The organism is Candidatus Neomarinimicrobiota bacterium (genome assembly GCA_022573815.1).
Taxonomy (GTDB): Bacteria; Fidelibacterota; SORT01; order SORT01; family SORT01; genus JACZTG01.
The window spans coordinates 1-18967 of the sequence record JACZTG010000033.1; the positions used below are offsets into that span (position 1 = coordinate 1).

Consider the following 18967-nt stretch of genomic DNA (forward strand, 5'->3'; position numbering starts at 1 on the left):
AATTACCGCTCTTCTGTTAAACACCTCGAAGATATCCTGCCCATTATTTCATATGAAGAGAATGCATAATATTCGCATTCTCTTTTAAATTCATCTTTAAAAAGTTGTGCCGTGAGAGTGCCGTTTTTCTGTCCATATATGTCCCAAAACGTCCCGTAATGCCTTTTCGGTACTTTTTCACTTTTCACTTAAAACCAGTAAAGCCCTGATAACAAAGCGTTACCAGGGCTTTTACTTGTACGCCCGATGTGACTCGAACACATAACCTACGGCTTAGAAGGCCGTTGCTCTATCCGGTTGAGCTACGGGCGCATTTTACTTCGGTGAAATGTATCAATACTCTGTTCCGCTGTCAAGAGTAAATACTGAAGCTTGTTCCTTATTGGCGTAGCGACTAATTTTATTGTGCTTACAGGTGAATTAATGTTTAAGAAACTACCATTATATATTATTGGCGAACACATTGCCCCGTTTTTTCTCGGGCTGATAGTTATCGTTTTCATCTTCCTTATGAATTTCATGATAAAAACAGTGGATAAGATTCTTGGGAAAGGAATAGAGTTCACCGTCATATTGGAATACATCGGATTGAATATCGCTTGGATTCTCGCGCTTGCCGTGCCAATGTCTGTTCTCATCGCTTCATTGATGGCATATGGAAGGCTATCAGCTGATAATGAGATTTCAGCCTTAAAAGCTGCGGGAATCAGTTTCGGTAAAATGATATTTCCCGGGCTGCTGCTTGCCGGCGGAATGACAATCTTTATGATCTACTTCAATAACAGTGTTCTCCCTGAATTTAATCACAGGGCGCGTATGCTCGGCACGGACATATATCGCAAGAGACCTGATCTGAATATTCAGGAGGGCTATTTCACCAACGATATTCCGGGTTACAGCCTTCTTGTCAAAAGGAAAAGAGGCGATATCCTTGAGGATGTCACAATATACAATGATGAGACCGCTCAGGTTCAGACCACGGTTACCGCGCGAAGAGGGAAAATTACTATCAAGGGTAACAGACTGATATTTGATCTTGAAGAAGGTGAAATCCACGAACTCAATATGACCAATCGGGAAGAATACCGCCGAGTGGAGTTCGAGTACCACCGATTTACGATTCCGATAGAGAATATGACTCTTGAGCGAAGCACATCACGCAGGAGAGGCGACAGAGAAATGTCCGCTCAGATGATGAGAAAAAGGGTAAGTGATTTGGACGTAAAAATTGAATCCGCATACGATAAAATCCAACATTATTCAGAGAACAATCTTGATAAGATTTTCAAGCAGGACGTAACAGTTGACAATAGTTCCTCTGCCTCAATTGAGACCTGGACGCCCACAGACAGAGAAATGGAAAAATCCATCGGAAAATCTCTGAGAAGAGTTAAAAGGACAATTCAACTTTTAGCAAGCGAATCCACCATAATCAAGACTTACGGGCGACAGCAGAACAAATTCCGTGTGGAAATTCAGAAAAAATATTCAATTCCATTTGCCTGCATAGTTTTTATGCTCGTCGGCGCGCCTCTGGGGATTATATCCAAAAAAGGGGGTCTCGCGGTGAGTATGAGCATCAGCCTCGGATTCTTTCTTATTTATTGGTCGTTTCTAATCGCAGGCGAGGACCTTGCCGACAGAGGTATTATTTCACCTCTAATGGCTATGTGGTCGCCTAATATGCTTGTCGGAGCGTTAGGGTTATATATGTCCACACGGACGGTAAGACAGATGGGCGCGTGGGACATTGATCGGATACTGGGCAAATTCCGCACTGTTTTTTCAAGGAGAAACTCGATTGATAATTGAGTTCAAAGGAATTAAGCCTGATTTACATGAAAGTGTATTCGTTGCTGAAACGGCGGCGGTTATCGGAGACGTGAAAATTGGAGCGGACAGTTCCGTTTGGTATTCAGCAGTCATCAGAGGCGACATGCATTACATAAAAATCGGCGAGCGAACGAACATTCAGGACGGAGCTGTGTTACACGTTGTGGGCGGAAAGCTCCCGCTTGAAATCGGAAATGACGTAACTATCGGACATGCGGCAGTAGTTCACGCATGCACTGTCCACGATAAAGTTCTCATTGGAATGAACGCAACTGTTCTCGACGGAGCTACGATAGAAGAAGGATCAATAGTTGCAGCCGGAGCCGTAGTATTGGAAGGGCAAACCGTGCGGAAAAACAGTTTGGTGGCAGGAATACCGGCTCGTGAAAAGCGGAATACTTCCGAATCGGATTGGAAAAGAATTATGGACGGCTCAGACGAATATGTGCTCTATAAAGAACTATTCAGAAAGGAAAGTGGTACTCTTTGACATTATATGAACTGATTTCTCGAAAGCAGGATGGCGGCGAACTTTCAGCTGAAGAGATAGAATTTATCATTTCAGGTTACACTGACGGAACTATACCCGACTATCAAATGTCAGCGTTTCTCATGGCTGTATATTTCAAAGGGATGACAGATAGTGAAACGGGTTTTCTTCTGAAATCTATGGTAAATTCCGGAAATACGATTGACACGTCAGGCATCCCCGGAATTAAAATAGACAAGCATTCCACCGGTGGCGTGGGTGATAAAGTATCGCTGATTTTAGCTCCGCTTGTAGCCGCTGCGGGATTGCCCATACCGATGATATCAGGAAGAGGCTTAGGGCATTCAGGCGGAACCCTTGATAAACTTGAATCTATTCCGGGATTCAATGTAAGTAAAACCACCGACGAATTTTTAAAACAAGTTTCTGATATAGGCGTGGCTATTATCAGTCAATCAGAAGATATTGTTCCCGCCGACAGGAAAATGTATGCTCTTCGTGATGTGACCGCTACTGTCCGTTCTATTCCGCTCATGGCAGGAAGTATTATGTCTAAAAAAATCGCCGAGGGTATTGACGCCCTTGTTCTTGATGTAAAGACCGGAAAAGGAGCGTTTCTCACCGATATGGAAGATAGTCGTCTGCTGGCACATACGCTTGTATCAATAGGCAAACAGGCCGGAATCGACACAAAGGCTCTTATAACTGATATGTCACAGCCTCTTGGAAATGCTATCGGCAATTGGGTGGAAGTTGTGGAATCACTGAAATGCTTAAAAGGTGAAGGACCGGAAGACCTGGAGGAATTGACACTGACGCTTGGCGCTCATATGCTTGTGCTGGGCAAAATAACTGATTCGATCGATGAGGCATATTCGACTCTTAAATCACTTCTTCAGAATGGCTCGGCGTTTGATAAGTTTGTAAAGCTTGTGGAAGCTCAGAATGGAGATTCCTCACTGCTATATGATCCCGACAAATATCCGGCACCCAAACATTCCGCATCAGTAACGGCAGACTCCACGGGATTCGTAGAATCCTTAGATCCGTATGCCTTAGGCACTGCCTCTGTCTCACTTGGCGCTGGAAGATTAAAACAGGATGATAGTCTGGATAATAATGCAGGAATAATACTCCATTACAAAATTGGGGATTCTCTGAACGAAGGTGATATTTTAGCAGACGTTTATTCCGATTCAGAAGAAAAGTTAAGTTCTCAACTCCTGAACGTTAAAAACGCTTTTGAGATAGGTGACGCAGAAAACGCGCCGCCTGATTTGATTAAAGAAGTTATCTGATTGCGATAACGGGTGAACAGTTAATTAAAAATCCACATTCCCCTTTTTCTTGGTAATAGAGCCCGTATGGATCGGGCATATACCTTGGGGAACATATTTTTTATTATATATCTCGGTGGTTATCGGACAATAGGGTGTGGGATTTTTCTTCGTTACGCTGCAAATTTTCAATTCAACTATATTCGCCGGTCTTTCGAACGGTTTATCCGGCAGTTTTAAACTGTCATAAACCATCTTCATAAACATCGCCCAAATCGGCAGCGCCGCGACCGAACCTGCCTGACCATTTCCAAGCGAGACTTGCGGATCATCAATTCCCACCCATACGCCAGCTGCTATCAGCGGAGTAAATCCTACGAACCAAGCGTCGGTAAAATCATTTGTAGTCCCTGTCTTCCCTCCCGCATCTGCATAAAATTTGTATTTCACACGTGTAGAGACTCCCGTACCGGCTTTAATCGCAGATTCGAGTAAATTGGTCATAAGATATGCGGTCTCTTCGCTTAATACCTCTTTTTGTATTGGCGTGTATTCTTTAATAACGTTGCCGTACCTATCCTCAATTTTTGTGATTGTAATCGGTGAAACCAGTACACCCTTGTTAGCGAACGTCCCGAATGCCGATACTACCTCAATTGGCAACAATTCACTCGTTCCAAGAGCAATCGCCTGTACCGGGCGGATGTTAGTGGTAAATCCCATTGCTTTGGCGTAATCCCGAACAGTACTAGGCGTAATCAATTCCTGTACGACCCTGACGGAAATCAAGTTAAGCGATCTTTTCAATGCCTGTCGGAGATCTACCAATCCACCGGTAGATCCGTCATAATTTCTCGGTCGCCATCTCGTTGAATCGTCCATGAAGAGAACTACCGGCTGATTCAGCAGCATATCTGAAAGCAAATATCCATTGTCCAGCGCAGCTGTCCACACGATTGGTTTGAATATCGATCCGGGCTGCCTTTTTGCCTGCGTTGCTCTGTTGAACTTGTCGAATTTAAAATCTCTACCTCCAACCATGGCAAGAATATGTCCGGTTTTCGGGTCTTTGGCGATTAGAGATGTCTGAACCACAAGTTTTTTCCTTAGTTCTGGCGCGATCGGAATTTCCCCCCGAAGCATAGAATCCACGGATTCAATCGGATACCGGGATGTATCAATCATAGAAATAATCTCATCCGGGTTTGCCAGGAGACGCTTATTTAACACACCTTGTTGACCCAATGCCCAATCCGGAATCAGTGAGTCTGCTTCGGTTCGAACTCCTTCAATATGATTTAAGACAGCCTTCTCTGCGGCAAATTGTATACGCGTGTCGAGAGTAGTGTAAATGGTCAGACCGTCCCTAAGAATATCAACATCTAACTCTTCGGAAATACTATTAATTTCCTGCCGGACGTACTCCGTGAAATATGGAGCGTATCCTCCTATGTTAAGCTTGCGCTGAACAATAATCGGTTTTGCCCGAGCCGTAATATATTCGCTTGCGGTTATAGCGCCTCGATTGCTCATAAGCCTTAATACCAAATTACGCCGTGCCAGAGCTCTTTTGGGATTAAACAGCGGCGAATAACCACTCGGAGACTTAGGCAATGCGGCTAACATCGCAGATTCTTCTAATGTCAAATTCTGAACTTTTTTGTTAAATAATCTTCGGGAAGCAGCTTGAACTCCGTATGCCCCATGACCGAGATATATGGTGTTCAAATACATTTCTAAAATTTCATCTTTTGTGTAAGTGCGTTCGATTTCAACCGCAGTAATCATTTCCTTTATCTTGCGTGTAAATCGTTTCTCCATATTCAGGTAAAGAACCCGCGCAAGCTGCTGAGTAAGAGTACTTGCTCCCTGCTTTTTCGAAAGGGTCAGAATGTCCACTAATACAGCCCTTATCATGTCCCTTGGACTAATTCCCCAATGTGTTCTAAATCTTATATCTTCCGTAGAAATAAATGCGTTTATAACATCCACCGGTATCTCATCGAGTGGCACGAGCACTCTTCTTTCAGCGAAAAATTCGTGTATAAGAACCGAATCTGCCGAATATACCCGTGAAACAAGGTTCGGATTAAAATTTTCTAATTGTTGAAGAGAAGGCAGGTCAGCGGACATCCAATCATAATAAATCAGGCCAACTACTAATATCGAAAGGCTAATAATTAACGAAATTAAAAATTTCTGCTTCTGCCTAAAAGAAATATTTCTTTTTATGGGCTTTCTAACTCTAACTGCTACCTGCGGTCTTTTTCCCTTTGCCATGATACGTAATAATAGTGAACATCCGCCGAAAACGCAAGAATGGTTACCTGTGGCTAACATCCGTTTCAAGATCTGATTATACTAACTTTGAGATTATTATAATTGCATCCTTATTGCCTTTTTATCGGATAGTTATATATTAAAAACCGATAGAAAAGAGGGAGAGAAATGAATCGAAGCGATGCAATTGATCTTATGCACGAATATGTGGACAATAAAAACCTCCGAAAACATATGTACGCTGTAGAGGCAGCTATGAGAGCTTACGCAAAAATATACGACGAAGATGAAGAATTATGGGGCGTTACGGGGATTATTCACGATTTCGATTATGAAAAATATCCATCAGAAGAAGAACATTCCGTTGTTGGAGCCAAAATACTCGAAGAAAAAGGAGCTCCAGCCGAAGTTGTTCACGCCATCCGGTCTCATGTGCCCAACAGCAAAACTCCGAGAGATGCGTTGATGGACAAGACACTTTTTGCCGTGGATGAACTTTGCGGATTTATAGTCGCAGTCGCGCTGGTCAGACCAAGTAAACTAATCGGCGAAGTCAAAATAAAATCAATTAAAAAGAAACTGAAGCAATCGGGATTTGCGCGACAAGTGAACCGGAGTCATATAGAGCAGGGGATCGTGGAGCTCGGTGTTGAAAGGGATGAACATATGCAAACCGTCCTTGATGCTATGAAGTCAATCTCTTCCGAATTAGGACTTTAACGGACTATATTCAGCCGACACTCTAAACTCTCGTTTTCATTAACAAACAGATTCCTATTAATAAGCAGACACTAACCGTAGTTGCCGCTATAATCGAAGTGGACGGTAAATATCTTATTACAAAACGTCCCACTAAATCCCATTTGGGAGGATTTTGGGAATTCCCCGGAGGAAAGGTAAAGGAGGGTGAATCTTATACCGTTGCTCTGGCGAGAGAGATATTGGAAGAAACTAATTTGACTGTTGAGGTAGGGGATCTATTCCATGAGATTTTTCACGAATACGAAGACCGAAATATCCGCCTGTTATTTTACAATTCGACAATATTATCGGGAGACCCGTTACCATTGGAATGTGATGAAATAAAATGGATTTCGAAGAACGAATTTCCTACATATAATTTCCCGCCTGCGGATGCCGAGTTAGTGAAATTACTTTCCGCTAATTAAGTACCGCTCAGTTCTCGTTTTCTTCTGAATTAGAATATCGCCCTTGAAAAGTACCCGTTCCCTTTATAAAAATTTCATAGCCGCTTTCAGCAGCCGCTCGAATATCATAATCTTTTTCTTTAAGAAAATATTGTGCCGTCATTCCATCAAACGCAGCGATAAAATTCCGGGATATTAGTTCTTTATTCAGAGGTTTAATTAATCCTTCATCAATTCCTTCGCCAATTATTCCGGACACTAAAGCGGTCATTTCTTCATAGTATTCGTCTAAATTTTTGTTAAACTCTACATCATTCATTCTATTTAAGCACTCCGTTCGAAATTGAATCAGTATGCTCATATTCAAATCAGGGTCAAAATGAATTTCGGCAGTGATTTGTGCAAATCGCCGAAGTTTCTCTATAGCGCTCAGGTCTAAATCCAGTATTATCCAAAATCGTGATAACACTTTCTCCTTGAATGTCTTGAATACATTTAGAAACAACTCGTCTTTACTGCTGAAATATTCGTAAATGGTACCCTTGCCGACATCCGCAGCAATAGCTATATCCTCCACCTTAGCATTAAAAAATCCGTCACGAGCAAATATCACATTCGCTGAATTAATAATACGCTGCTTCTTTTTTTCTTTATCTACCCGTTTGGGCACAGGGAATTTTTCCTGAGTAGCTTTAACTTCAATCTGAAGAGAGTTACTTTCGCTTTTCTAACCGGCGAAATATTTAGAAGTATAATAAACCGATACGGAGGAAATAAGCAGGAACCCTCCGGTTATTCTTGGGTATTTCATTAGTATCTTATCATTAACCATTTCTTTGCTTGTCAGGGAATTTATTGATTCAAAGAATTTTGATGACATAAAAAACATCATTCCGAAGAGTGTGAGTAATATGCCTATAGAATAAAAAGGCAGCTTAAGAGATTCTGTGTGCGGCTGATCGTATCCGGAAGCTTTGAACAGAAAGAAAATCCCGAAACCTAATGAAATTAAACCTGATAAAAACCTGTGTTCCAACACTTTTTTATCGCTTAGCACAACAACATTTCCTGACTTATTCAACCAACCTGCCGCCTTTGGCGATAAAATCATTAATCCACCAACCACACCAAGCAATATCGAAATGGATAGTAACAGTAAGTGCATTTTATACTCCCTAGATGGATTGTTAAAATATAGTCAGAATCACTTGAATTCTTTGTCTATACTCTCCCACAAATTACAGGCTTTGGATAAGTTATCCGCATTATATATAAATTTCCATATAATTATGGCTAAAGAATTCGGTAAAAATAATTTTATCCTGTTTATTAATTCAATTCTTTGATATTAAGATTATTAGACCACTATGTGGTTTGGGACGCTATGGAATCACTAAACTCTTTATATTGCCCTATTGCTACATTTATACCACATATATATCACGTATTAACCCTATATAGTTATTTATGTTAATATGCTAAGTACTATTATCTGATTACCCTATTATATGAAGATTTGCTTTAAGATTATGGCGACCCCGTCATCGTTATTTGATAATGCGACCTTCCACGCCATTTTTTTGACCTCTTCCAACCCATTTGCCACAACTACCGAATACTTTACAAGTTCAAGGCAGCGTATGTCGTTGAGATTATCTCCGAAATATATAACTTCATCAGGCTTAATCCCCTTACGTTCCATAATCGTTAACAAGGCGTTATCTTTTTGGGCATCCGGGTGAAGTACTTCAAGCCATGATCGGTTTTTCTGGATAGAGGCTGTGACATTCCAATCATCGCCATAAAGGCTTTCCAGCTCTGCCTTACACGCCAATATCTTATCTGTCGACTCCCATACGCTAACTTCCACAGGGTCGTTTTGAAGCAGATGCTCGAAATCTGAAACTTCTATAAATGAATCTCGTGCAACAAATTCATCATTCATTCGTTTGAAGTATGCTTTTCCCTTTTCCTCAACTCCCATAAACAAAATTGGTGAAAATCTTTTTGATTCAAAATATTTTATCAACTCAGCAGCAACATCTTTATTGAGATAGTTCGTTTTTATCAGCTCGGCGCCTTCAAATATTATCGCTCCATTCTGAATTACGCGAATAAGGTCCTCTGATAATTGGCTTGAGTATTTCTCTGTCATTTTCATATTATAGCCGGTTACAAGCGCTACGGGGACATTTTGCGAAATCAGTGAACGGAATATCTCAATTGTTTCCCGGGATAACGTACCGTCATCGTGAGCAAGAGTACCGCCTATATCAGTTGCTACAAGCTTTATTTTCTCTTTTAGATTTTGCACTGAATTCTATGTTTTGCGGAACTGATAATAAAATTTATTCAGTATAGATTGACTAAGGTTCATTCGCAGTTGCAGGGTCTGGTTTGAATTCGAAGTTGAAATAATCTAATTTCATACCGTCGAGAGTCCGGGCTATGGCCCTATTTTTATTTTCAGAATAGTGTATATTGGAATATCGCATAAATTTTTGTCCGAATGTCTCCCAATGAAAAAGCATATTTAACTCATCTTTGCTGACCTTGTACAACCCCTGAAATATCATACCTTCTCTCCAAAACAGAATTGGAGTTTTGTTTAAAACATCAGCTCCGAATTGAACGGCTATATCATAATCGATTGGCATTTCAGACTTAATTTTCTTTGTCCTAATCGTTCCGCTCCATATCTCATCTCCGGCTTTGCTATAGACAGCGTCTTTTTGCCCCCTCTCCACTATGAGCATATCATAGGCTTTATCAATCTTAGCCTTTGCGATAAGACCTTCGCTTTGTTTCATCCACAAGGTATTGTCTTCAAGGTCTTTGAAGAAGATATCCCCCTCTTGAGTGCCTATTGCCAGGTGATTATCATCCCATATTTCCACAAACCCAAATAATCCTATGTGACCCGGAAATGTAATTAGTTCTTTCAATTCTCCCGTGAACGCGTCAACGATTCTAAGACATCCATAATCCACACTGTTTTTTTCATCTCTAAAACATGGCTTGGCGTTTTCTTCCGTATTTTTCCTGCTGAGCAACACATTATCGCCGCCTTTCAAAAAACCGAGCATCTCGGAATTGGTTCTCCATAGTTCTTTTCCGGATTTATCAAGTATCAGCGTCAGCGGAATTTCATACCCCGGCAAATCCCGAATAGAAATCAAACCTGTTAGGGCTATCAGAGTTGCGTTATCGTGGATGAATATTTCTTCTACTTGAAACAAATCCCCGTCAAATGAAATAGGTTTTTTAAAAATCATTTTACGTTCGGAAGAGATTAGATGAATAATTATTGATTTATATTTTCCATTTTCCGATTCGGTCACCGCTACGAATCCACTCCCATCTTTTGACAATGCTTCTGTTATTATCCGATATTTAAATAACATTACCCAATCGGCAGACGGGTTTTGAGCATTTGTCAGAGGAAGAAGAGTAAAATACAGTATTAAGACAGCGATTATTTTACTCAATCAATCCCTCTACTCTTTCTAACTCCACCACTATTGATCCGATAATCGCCTTACTTTTGATTAAAACAGGAACTTTTCTGTGATCATCGGTCACCCACACCGATATTTGACCCTCATTTTTGAAAAGTCCCCCACTTTTGAGCATAGGTTCAATCAGAAAACAATCAAACAACCCCGCCTTGACCACCACCCTTTCTTTCCGTATTATTCTTAATTCCAGTGGATATAATTTGTCATTATCCAGGACATCCACTGTGAGAGTCTTTCCAACTTCCAATTTACGCGTCCTCATATAATACATTGCCGACAATATATCGAGTGTGAATTCCGGTATATCCAAAATCCTTGAACCTTTTGAGGTTATTGATACCGCTTTCATACTATCGATGTCAAACTCCACCGAATAATCGTAAGAGTATCTTCCCTCTCTTAGTTTTTTACGAAATTTTATTGATCGAAATGAGTCAATATCCATATATGTATCAATTTCGTCACGCACCTTAAAAAATGGATCGAAAAACCTGTGTGATTTTGTTCTTGAGGAAATGTGATAAGTCTTTTTACCTTTTATTGTGATTATTTTCTCTACTGTTAAAATCGTTTTTCCCGCAGGAATAAATTCATATCCGATACTGAACGTAAGTTTTTCTCCCACCTTAAACGCTTTATTTTCTTTGCTCGCCGATGACTTTTCCTCAACATCGTTCCCTGATAATTGAAAAGAAAACATAAATAACAGTATCAGATTGAGAAGCATCTTACTTGTCCCAACGCTCTTTATCAGCAATAATCATTTCTGCGTGCTTAAAATACCTGAGCATCACATAATACGATTCCATTGAAGCTATTGTTAAACCTGCGAGACCATCCAAAAAACCTAATTTTAAAAAATATAGTTTTTTAAATCTCCAGATTGAACCGAAAATCGACTTAATCAAATTTGGTTTTATACCTTTGGAATAAAGCTCCTCAGCGGCGATTGTGGAATACCTGTTAATCCGTTCCAACTGATCTTCTACATTCTGATATGTGTAATGATAAAGATCTCCCTTAAGTTTTTTCGCCGCACCTTTGTAAATTAATTTTTCGTGTAACTCGCTTTCGTTCCAGGATGCCTTATGTTTATTAAATAACCGCTCCTTATAATCAGGATACCAGCCTGAATGCGTTATCCATCTGTTCATATAGTAAACTTTTCGGGGAACGGCATAGACATCAGATTCTGTACCTTCATTCTTGATATTCAGCAGCTCACTTTTAAGTTCGCCTGATACCTCCTCATCGGCGTCAATAAAGAATATCCAGTCATTATTTGCCTGCTCAACCGACCATTTTCGTTGCTTACCAAAACCCTGCCATTCTTTCTGAAGAAAGGTCACGTCGAACTCTTTGCAGATATCAGGAGTGCCGTCACTGCTGAATGAATCGACAACTATAATTTCGTCTGACCAGTCAAGGCTATTTAATGTCTTTCGAATAGTCCTCTCAGCGTTATAGCAAATCATAAGAGTCGAAATTTTCAATTATTATCCGCTATATTTTTTGATTCAATTAACAACATTGGAAATATACGTTCTATTTCCCCCTTTATCTCATTAAACACATCTTCAAATATGTCTATTCCATCACCATAAGGATCATAAATATCACGTTCATTTCCTTCACCGTATCCCGTAAGAGTAAATATTTTTTGCGATTGTTCCGAGTAAACCGATTGAAGATAACTCATTTGTTCGATTTCCATAGTCAGGACTAAATCCGCCTCAAATATAAGGCCTCCATCCACTTTACTTGACCGATGAGAATTTACGTCAAGTCCGTTTTTTGAACATATTTTAATCGTATTCACCGCCGCTTTCGCGCCAGAAAGCCTTGTCAAACCGGCAGACTTGCTGTTGATATCCTTATTTCCGTTTTCTGTTAACATATTATCAAACAGCGCCTTTGCCATTACGCTCCGGACAAGATTTCCCATACAAATAAATGCTACGCTATACATTTTTTAATTTACCATAAAATTTGTCGAATATATCATCAGCTATGATTTTCCCCTGTCTCAAAATTTTTATATCGTCACCATTCGTTTGTACTACAGTAGAACCTCCACTGTTTGGAGATTTGCCGCCGTCAATCAGAAGATGAATCTTTCCCGAAAAGTAATTCATAACCTCATCGGCATTCCTTGCCGGAATTCCGCCGGATAAGTTTACGCTTGTCGTGGTTATCGGTTTCCCGTATTGCTCCACCAACTCATTACAAAATTCATTGCGTGGTATCCTGATACCAACCGTATCTCCTGATATAAACTTAGAATTAGCCGGTCTCTTCAAAACTATCGTGAGCTCTCCCGGAAGAAATTCATCAATGAGATTTTTCTCTCCTTTCGATAAATCGGTAAAGATATTATAGAGCATTTCTATTCCGGAGAGCATTATGCTTATCGACTTATCCCCGGTTCTTTCCTTTACGTCCTGCAGATTTTGCATAGCATCCCGGTCATCAGCATCCACTCCCAATCCATACAGCGTATCTGTCGGATATGCTATGATACCGCCTTCAGCCAGAATCACAGATGCCTCTATAATAGCATGCTCCATAGAATCTTTGTCGTTTATTTTAATTATTTTAGTTTGAGTCATCAGATTCAGCGTAAAGTTCGTTCTTCCAATTCAATTCGGCTTTTTGCTGCGCTGTAAACCTCTTCTGCGCTAATATCCAGCATACATTCAAACGTACCAATCGGGCATTTCGTTCCGCCGTGTATTGCGCATGGTCGGCAGGGCAATTCCCTTTCCACCACGATATCATCCTTATCATAGGGATAGAATCCGTACTTTGGGGCAGTTGCACCAAAAATCGCCACAACCGGAGTATCAACACCTACGGCGAAATGCATTGGAGCGCTGTCATTTGTTACTAACAAATCACATTTCTTCAGTAGCGCCGCTGATTCCATCAGTGTCAATTTACCGGCTAAATCAATTGTTCCATCGAAATCTGTGCCCTTCAGCAACGAAATATCGTCTTTCCCTCCGATTAATATTACATTGGCGCCGTTTTTAATAAATTTCCGGGCAAGTTCTTCATATTTATCAATAGGCCAGCGCTTTGTATTCCAAATTGAACCGGGCGCTATTGCGACAAGCGGTTTGTCTGAGCTGATTCCGTTCTCGGTTAGTGTATTTTCTGCTTTTCGGACATCTCCAACGGCAGGATAAAGACGCGGATACCCTTTGACAGGGAAATCAATTATAGAATCCAGCAATTTCAGATTCCTATCTACTTCGTGTATATTATCTTCATACTTTACAATTTCGGTAAGCAGGAATGAACCGGCGCTCCTATCAAACCCTATTCGGCTGGGAATTCCGGAAAGTCTCACAAGAGCCGCGCTCCGAATTGACCTGTGCGGCACTATCGCTATATCATACGCTCCTGTTTCAATCCGCCGAACCATATTGAAAAACCCTCGGAATCCGCTATCTCCGTCCCTTTTATCATATTCAATAACTTCCGATATATTCGGATTGTTTTTAACAAGGCTTGCCGCTTGAGGGATAGTCAGGAAATCAATTTCCCATGAAGGATGAGCCTTTTTAATTTCCTCAGCTATAGGGGTTGCGAGAACTACATCCCCTAAGAACGCAGTCTGAAGAATAAGCAAGCGCTTCTTTTCCTGTTCTCCTTCGGGGCGAGTCTTCCATCTCCTGTGAAACCAGAGCCATTGACCGGGGTTTTTTCTTATATGTTCCTCAAGCCGCGATGCGATAGTCTGAGAGATTTTCCTGATGTTTTCTTCAGTCACGGATAAACCTGATTCAATCAGTATCGGGTCTATTTCCGCCTCATAACTTCCGTCTTCGAGTCGCCGCGAAAACAGCATTACTATAGGGAAGCCTGATTTCAGAGCAAGATAGGCCGCTCCTTTAGGCATTGATGCTTTCCTGCCGAAAAAATCAACAAATACCCCGCTTTTACCGGAATCCTGGTCTGTGGCTATGCCAAGACTTGTTCCATCTTTCAATAATTTTAGTAACCGTGTAGAAGGTTCGGACGTATAGAAAATTTTCTGCGATAATGAGCGGCGAAGACCTTCAAATAGTTTGTCTGAATATTTGTTGCTCATATGGTCGGCAATTCCTGTAAAGACAATTCCACTTTGTGCGATGGCTCCTCCGAGTAATTCCCAATTTCCCGCGTGACCGGACGCTATTATAGCCGCATTGTTTTTTTCTTTCAGTTTTTCCATCATTTCACTGCCACTAAATTTTACTCTTTTAACAGCTCCGGAATTACGCAATTTTTTCTGACGCAGCAATTCTACGCCGACGATAGCAAAGTTTTCATACGCGCCCTCAAGAATGGCATAGAGTTCCTCGGAAGATTTTTCAGGAAATGACTCCTTTAAATTTCTGAGCGCTACCCTTCTTCTATAGCGAATCAGTTTAAACATAATCCATTTTACAAAATGAGAAAATCGCCTTGCGGAGCTTTCGGAGAGCAATCCTACTGTGAAATAGACCATAAGCAACAATAAATATTCGATATAATGTTTCATGATTCGAGTGGAAATGTTATTAGAATATGCCCCTAAAAGCAAGGAAATTAAGGGTATAAGAGATTTCCTATAAGAATGAAAAGCCTTTTTTTAAGATGCCCTAAATACCATCCAACAGCTGAGTGAGAATTTCTTCCGCACGGCTTTGATGCTCTTCGGGTACAAATATCACCGACGTTCCGCCAATACTTCCGGCTCCCCCTGTCAGGTAGGCAGTGCTGACAGCGTCTGATTTTGTGTAATTCGGAATTTCTTCTTTGTCAAAAATCTCCGTAACCATTTCAGCGTAGGCTTTGCCGGGTACGCTATGTAGTGGAATCCAATTCATTTCTTGAAGTTTAGCGGAATGTGGCAGATGCTCAACCAGCGATTCCCCACAATCAGGACAGCTGTTTACACTTTTTATATATTCTGCTTTGCAGGACGGACAAAATGACATTTTAATATTTCCAATAAGGATTTAATCAATTTAATTATTTAATTAAAAATATGGGAATGCTCCAAAGTTGAAAGTAATAATAATTACAGATCAACATTATAAATAATATTACCGGCTATTTAGGTGATCTCTAACGGGGGCGAATCTTCATCTTGGTTATCGGGACCCTTACTCCGCCTATCGATATATTCACGCCTATCGATAACTATCCCTCTATCCGCTTTAAACAACGGACTATCGACCACCCTTCTTTCGTTGCTTTTTCTTTTCTCAAGAGGACTTTCAGCTCCCGCATCTTCTTCCGGGTTTAGCTTAGGATTTTCGTTATTTATAATTTCAGACTTATTGCTAATAATAATCACTTGACCTTCTATCCGATTTCCGTCAATTGAGGTTACTGCGGTCAAAGCCTCTTTTGCGTCCGGCATTTCCACTTCTCCGATTGTTTCGTTGGTAGCGCTGTCCACAGTGAGTGATATTGACGCTATACTACCGTAAACCCCAAATATCCGCTGTAAGAAATCAAGGGATATTTTTGAAGTTAAGTTGCCAACTAAAATCTTCATTCTTCTATGACCCCTTTTCGTACTTTTTAGATTATTGTTACCTAAAATAATATGAATATTTAGTTAGATTCCCTTTAAACATAATAGTCAAATACTTAAAAACAAGATTTTTTTGCTAATTTATACAAATTTGAATTTATTATTATTTTTATGTGGATATTTATAGTCCGAATTCGGAGATTCACTTGATATTATTAATATCAAATTAAGGAATATTTTATGAATACCAAAAACGTCACTGCTATATTCATCATTTTTGCTTACTATATTCTTGTCATAGGAAATCTAAGCGCTCAAGAGTCTTCGGGTAATATTTCGGGTAAAGTCTATTTCGAATATTTCGTTCCGGATGATTTAACGGGAGATGTTGAGCAATTTCGCTTTAAGAGATATTATTTCGCCTACGACAAGAAAATTTCGGATGATTTCGATGTCAGATATCTGCTTGATGCAGATAGAGCTGATGACGGAAAAGCGCGACCATTTCTGAAGCATGCTTATGTTTCATGGGCAAATTTAGTACCTGATGCGAAAATTTATATTGGAATGCAGCCAACCCCTAATTGGTGGGTATCAGAGAAATATTGGGGCTACAGGTCAATAGAAAAAACTATTCAAGACCTGAACAAATTGGGAGCATCTGCTGATCTGGGAATCGGATTAAGGGGCAAATTCTCAGATAAACAGGGGTATCATATTACTTATATGAACGGTACAAGTAATTCTAAACCTGAAAACGACGATTTTAAAAAGCTTTCAGGAATGTACTGGTATAAACCACAGGAAAAATTTATAGGCACAGTATATCTTGCGCGGGAGCGGACGACTTCAGAATTTACTAACCTTACTTTTACAATATTTGGCGGATACGAATCGGAAATATTGAGAACCGGTATTGAATATTTTTACCATAATAATGGAGGAATAAAGGAATTTAATGTCACTGGAATCTCCTTCTTCGGGACATATAAATTAGAAAAGGGAAATATCTATGGACGATATGATATATCGGACCCGAATGACACTATCGCTTCAAATAACGAAACATACTTGATTTTAGGTTATGATTATGAGGCTGACGCGAATTTTCATATAATGCCCAATATTCGTATTTTGGGTGAGGATGATAAAGATTCTGTAAAGGAATTTCATATTAATGTTGAGTTCAAATTTTAATACTGTCAGTGAGTAAATTTAACTGCCATATTAATTTTTATCAGATGTCTTAATTAAATAATGCTTTTAAAAGGATAAATGAATGAAGCATTTCCCGGCGGATGTTCAACATTACTTTTCACGCCTCAAAAAAAATAACAACAGACTCTGGTTTGAAAAACACCGTTCCGAGTACCAGCTAAAAGTGCTCGAGCCGGCTCTGGAATTTGTGGCAACCGTAGGCGGCAAGATTCAGAAATTCGCTCCGAAAATCATTGCTGATCCAAGAGTTGATAAATCACTATTCAGGATATATCGCGATGTAAGATTCAGCAAGGATAAAACGCCGTATAAGACACATCTTGCTATTTTCTTCTGGGAGGGTTCAGCGCCAAAGTTAGAAAATCCTGGATTTTATATACATATAAGTGATGACGAAATTTTTATTGGCTCGGGATTTCATATTTTCCCAAGAAAGGTGTTGACCGCTTTCAGAAAATCAATTCAAGACAAAACCACTAACAAAAACCTGCAACTGATAATGGGGAAGTTAAAGAAAAAGGGATTTAAGGTTGGTGGGGCGCATTACAAACGAATGCCCGCAGAATACGATCAGAATATAAAGAATTCCCATTGGCTGCTCCATAATGGATTAAGCGTTTGGAAATCAATCCCGAATAATGGAAGGATGACGAACATTGTCGAATGGAGCACTCAGTGTTATAAAGATGCCGATAAACTGCATAAATGGTTGGTTAAGTTATCCGCCGGTTCTTGATACTGTATTCCCTTAATTCTTACTCATAACTGACTCTATAAATTGTTCCAGTATAGTCGTCAGAGATAAACATAGAGCCGTCGGCAGCTATTTCTACATCCACAGGTCTGCCCCATCTCTTACCTGTAGGAAGTAACCACCCGGAAATAAAATCTTCTATCCCTACTGCTGCTCCCCGCTCTATAATCACTCTCACAACTTTATATCCGGTTCGCTTGGTCCTGTTCCATGAGCCGTGAAAAGCGATATAAAGATCTCCTCTGAATTCTTCCGGAAACTGAGTTCCATAGTAAAACCGCATTCCTAATGGAGCGGAGTGCGCCTGCATATTGAATACAGGGGGTAATGTCCCGTTACAAAGTTCCTCTTTTCCGGCATATTCAGGATTCATTATTCCGTCACCATAGCAATAAGGCCAGCCGTAATGTCCGCCCTCAACGAGAACATTTATCTCTTCGGGAGGTATGTCATTGCCAATCCGGTCTCTTCCATTGTTGGCAGACCAGAGTTCGCCTGTTTCAGCATAGAAAGCAAGCGCTACCGAATTTCGTAATCCTTTTGCGAAAATAGTCTCATCTTTCCCGTCAGGCGTATATCTAACTACAGCGGCTCTTCTCGGGTCTGACTCCTCGCATATATTGCACGAAGAACCGATAGACAGATACATCATATCATCAGGTCCGAACACAATGGTTTTCGTAAAATGACCACTGGTGGGTAGCCCGGATATCACTATTTCTCCTTTTCCATCCGCAACTAAGTTTTCATCTTCATCTCTAAAGCGAGTGATTTTATCAGTCTCTCCGATATAAATGTATCCATCGTGGAATGCCACACTATGAGGATTTCTCAATCCGTCCGCGAAAATGATTCTTTTATCAGCGATTCCGTCTTTATCTGCGTCCGGCAATACTATCAGCTCGCCGGTTTTCATTGAACAGACAAACAGGTCACC

The 18967-nt window shown here is 40.4% G+C and carries 20 protein-coding genes and 1 tRNA gene; 7 read left to right on the forward strand and 14 right to left on the reverse strand.

Translation table 11 applies throughout. The features are described from left to right. Window positions 1–238: 238 nt before the first annotated feature. Window positions 239–312 (reverse strand) — tRNA-Arg (locus IIB39_10055). Between the two features lie 111 nt (window positions 313–423). On the opposite strand from IIB39_10055, the gene IIB39_10060 reads away from it, so the two are divergent. Genes IIB39_10060 through IIB39_10070 form a run of 3 tightly spaced genes read left to right on the forward strand, consistent with a single transcriptional unit; the run spans window position 424 to window position 3621 of the window. Beyond that, the gene (locus IIB39_10060; protein MCH8929043.1) at window positions 424–1812 is read left to right on the forward strand and encodes an LptF/LptG family permease; all 1389 of its coding nucleotides are present in this window, start codon (window positions 424–426) and stop codon (window positions 1810–1812) included. Next, on the forward strand, window positions 1802–2323 hold the full coding sequence (locus tag IIB39_10065) for a gamma carbonic anhydrase family protein (GenBank protein MCH8929044.1): 522 nt from the start codon (window positions 1802–1804) through the stop codon (window positions 2321–2323). The genes IIB39_10060 and IIB39_10065 overlap by 11 nt, the downstream gene beginning before the upstream one ends. Then, on the forward strand, window positions 2320–3621 hold the full coding sequence (locus tag IIB39_10070; protein ID MCH8929045.1) for a thymidine phosphorylase: 1302 nt from the start codon (window positions 2320–2322) through the stop codon (window positions 3619–3621). The genes IIB39_10065 and IIB39_10070 overlap by 4 nt, the downstream gene beginning before the upstream one ends. Window positions 3622–3645: 24 nt before the next feature. On the opposite strand, the gene IIB39_10075 is transcribed toward IIB39_10070, so the two are convergent. Then, window positions 3646–5880, reverse strand: a complete 2235-nt coding sequence (locus tag IIB39_10075; GenBank protein MCH8929046.1) for a PBP1A family penicillin-binding protein — start codon at window positions 5878–5880, stop codon at window positions 3646–3648. Window positions 5881–6048: 168 nt separating this feature from the next. Here IIB39_10075 and IIB39_10080 point away from each other — a divergent pair, with 168 nt between their 5' ends. Together IIB39_10080 and IIB39_10085 are read left to right on the forward strand one after the other, a co-directional pair. Then, window positions 6049–6600: an HDIG domain-containing protein gene (locus IIB39_10080; GenBank protein ID MCH8929047.1), complete on the forward strand. Its 552-nt coding sequence runs from the start codon at window positions 6049–6051 to the stop codon at window positions 6598–6600. Window positions 6601–6698: 98 nt separating this feature from the next. Next, window positions 6699–7049 (forward strand): (deoxy)nucleoside triphosphate pyrophosphohydrolase, encoded by a 351-nt coding sequence (locus IIB39_10085; GenBank protein MCH8929048.1) that lies wholly within the window; start codon window positions 6699–6701, stop codon window positions 7047–7049. A gap of 7 nt (window positions 7050–7056) precedes the next feature. Here the strand turns inward: IIB39_10085 and IIB39_10090 are convergent, their stop codons facing one another. The 11 genes from IIB39_10090 to IIB39_10140 all read right to left on the reverse strand — a co-directional run bounded on the left by IIB39_10090 (window position 7057) and on the right by IIB39_10140 (window position 16079). Beyond that, window positions 7057–7698, reverse strand: a complete 642-nt coding sequence (locus IIB39_10090) for a TetR/AcrR family transcriptional regulator (protein MCH8929049.1) — start codon at window positions 7696–7698, stop codon at window positions 7057–7059. A 57-nt stretch (window positions 7699–7755) separates the two neighbouring features. Continuing rightward, window positions 7756–8193: a hypothetical protein gene (locus IIB39_10095; protein MCH8929050.1), complete on the reverse strand. Its 438-nt coding sequence runs from the start codon at window positions 8191–8193 to the stop codon at window positions 7756–7758. A 339-nt stretch (window positions 8194–8532) separates the two neighbouring features. After that, window positions 8533–9342 carry an HAD family hydrolase gene (locus IIB39_10100; GenBank protein MCH8929051.1) on the reverse strand — a complete coding sequence of 270 codons (810 nt, stop codon included), beginning with the start codon at window positions 9340–9342 and terminating at the stop codon, window positions 8533–8535. 52 nt (window positions 9343–9394) lie between these two features. After that, the gene (locus tag IIB39_10105) at window positions 9395–10516 is read right to left on the reverse strand and encodes a hypothetical protein (protein MCH8929052.1); all 1122 of its coding nucleotides are present in this window, start codon (window positions 10514–10516) and stop codon (window positions 9395–9397) included. Further along, a complete protein-coding gene (locus tag IIB39_10110) occupies window positions 10509–11303 on the reverse strand; it encodes a DUF3108 domain-containing protein (GenBank protein MCH8929053.1) in 795 nt (264 codons plus the stop codon). The genes IIB39_10105 and IIB39_10110 overlap by 8 nt, the downstream gene beginning before the upstream one ends. Further along, window positions 11275–12039: a glycosyltransferase family 2 protein gene (locus tag IIB39_10115; GenBank protein MCH8929054.1), complete on the reverse strand. Its 765-nt coding sequence runs from the start codon at window positions 12037–12039 to the stop codon at window positions 11275–11277. Before IIB39_10115 ends, IIB39_10110 begins: the two co-directional genes overlap by 29 nt. Further along, a complete protein-coding gene (locus IIB39_10120; GenBank protein MCH8929055.1) occupies window positions 12036–12467 on the reverse strand; it encodes a hypothetical protein in 432 nt (143 codons plus the stop codon). Before IIB39_10120 ends, IIB39_10115 begins: the two co-directional genes overlap by 4 nt. Window positions 12468–12507: 40 nt before the next feature. After that, a complete protein-coding gene (locus IIB39_10125) occupies window positions 12508–13155 on the reverse strand; it encodes a threonylcarbamoyl-AMP synthase (protein ID MCH8929056.1) in 648 nt (215 codons plus the stop codon). Window positions 13156–13160: 5 nt separating this feature from the next. Then, complete coding sequence (gene waaF / locus IIB39_10130; GenBank protein MCH8929057.1) at window positions 13161–15074, reverse strand: lipopolysaccharide heptosyltransferase II; 1914 nt, start codon at window positions 15072–15074, stop codon at window positions 13161–13163. Window positions 15075–15174: 100 nt separating this feature from the next. Beyond that, window positions 15175–15513, reverse strand: a complete 339-nt coding sequence (locus tag IIB39_10135) for a DUF2007 domain-containing protein (GenBank protein ID MCH8929058.1) — start codon at window positions 15511–15513, stop codon at window positions 15175–15177. 119 nt (window positions 15514–15632) lie between these two features. After that, the gene (locus IIB39_10140) at window positions 15633–16079 is read right to left on the reverse strand and encodes a hypothetical protein (GenBank protein MCH8929059.1); all 447 of its coding nucleotides are present in this window, start codon (window positions 16077–16079) and stop codon (window positions 15633–15635) included. Between the two features lie 219 nt (window positions 16080–16298). On the opposite strand from IIB39_10140, the gene IIB39_10145 reads away from it, so the two are divergent. Together IIB39_10145 and IIB39_10150 are read left to right on the forward strand one after the other, a co-directional pair. After that, window positions 16299–17255, forward strand: coding sequence for a hypothetical protein (locus IIB39_10145; protein MCH8929060.1), 957 nt, complete (start codon window positions 16299–16301; stop codon window positions 17253–17255). An 82-nt stretch (window positions 17256–17337) separates the two neighbouring features. Beyond that, window positions 17338–18012, forward strand: a complete 675-nt coding sequence (locus IIB39_10150) for a DUF2461 domain-containing protein (GenBank protein MCH8929061.1) — start codon at window positions 17338–17340, stop codon at window positions 18010–18012. Window positions 18013–18031: 19 nt separating this feature from the next. Here the strand turns inward: IIB39_10150 and IIB39_10155 are convergent, their stop codons facing one another. Next, the gene (locus tag IIB39_10155; protein ID MCH8929062.1) at window positions 18032–18946 is read right to left on the reverse strand and encodes a sorbosone dehydrogenase family protein; all 915 of its coding nucleotides are present in this window, start codon (window positions 18944–18946) and stop codon (window positions 18032–18034) included. Window positions 18947–18967 lie beyond the last annotated feature (21 nt).

Excerpts from the sequence above, each read along its gene's own strand:
- IIB39_10060 (MCH8929043.1), top strand. The coding sequence starts at position 424 with ATGTTTAAGAAACTACCATTATATATTATTGGCGAACACATTGCCCCG.
- IIB39_10075 (MCH8929046.1), bottom strand. The coding sequence starts at position 5,880 with ATGGCAAAGGGAAAAAGACCGCAGGTAGCAGTTAGAGTTAGAAAGCCC.
- IIB39_10080 (MCH8929047.1), top strand. The coding sequence starts at position 6,049 with ATGAATCGAAGCGATGCAATTGATCTTATGCACGAATATGTGGACAAT.
- IIB39_10095 (MCH8929050.1), bottom strand. The coding sequence starts at position 8,193 with ATGCACTTACTGTTACTATCCATTTCGATATTGCTTGGTGTGGTTGGT.
- IIB39_10120 (MCH8929055.1), bottom strand. The coding sequence starts at position 12,467 with ATGGCAAAGGCGCTGTTTGATAATATGTTAACAGAAAACGGAAATAAG.
- IIB39_10125 (MCH8929056.1), bottom strand. The coding sequence starts at position 13,155 with ATGACTCAAACTAAAATAATTAAAATAAACGACAAAGATTCTATGGAG.
- waaF (MCH8929057.1), bottom strand. The coding sequence starts at position 15,074 with ATGAAACATTATATCGAATATTTATTGTTGCTTATGGTCTATTTCACA.
- IIB39_10135 (MCH8929058.1), bottom strand. The coding sequence starts at position 15,513 with ATGTCATTTTGTCCGTCCTGCAAAGCAGAATATATAAAAAGTGTAAAC.
- IIB39_10140 (MCH8929059.1), bottom strand. The coding sequence starts at position 16,079 with ATGAAGATTTTAGTTGGCAACTTAACTTCAAAAATATCCCTTGATTTC.
- IIB39_10145 (MCH8929060.1), top strand. The coding sequence starts at position 16,299 with ATGAATACCAAAAACGTCACTGCTATATTCATCATTTTTGCTTACTAT.
- IIB39_10150 (MCH8929061.1), top strand. The coding sequence starts at position 17,338 with ATGAAGCATTTCCCGGCGGATGTTCAACATTACTTTTCACGCCTCAAA.
- IIB39_10155 (MCH8929062.1), bottom strand. The coding sequence starts at position 18,946 with ATGAAAACCGGCGAGCTGATAGTATTGCCGGACGCAGATAAAGACGGA.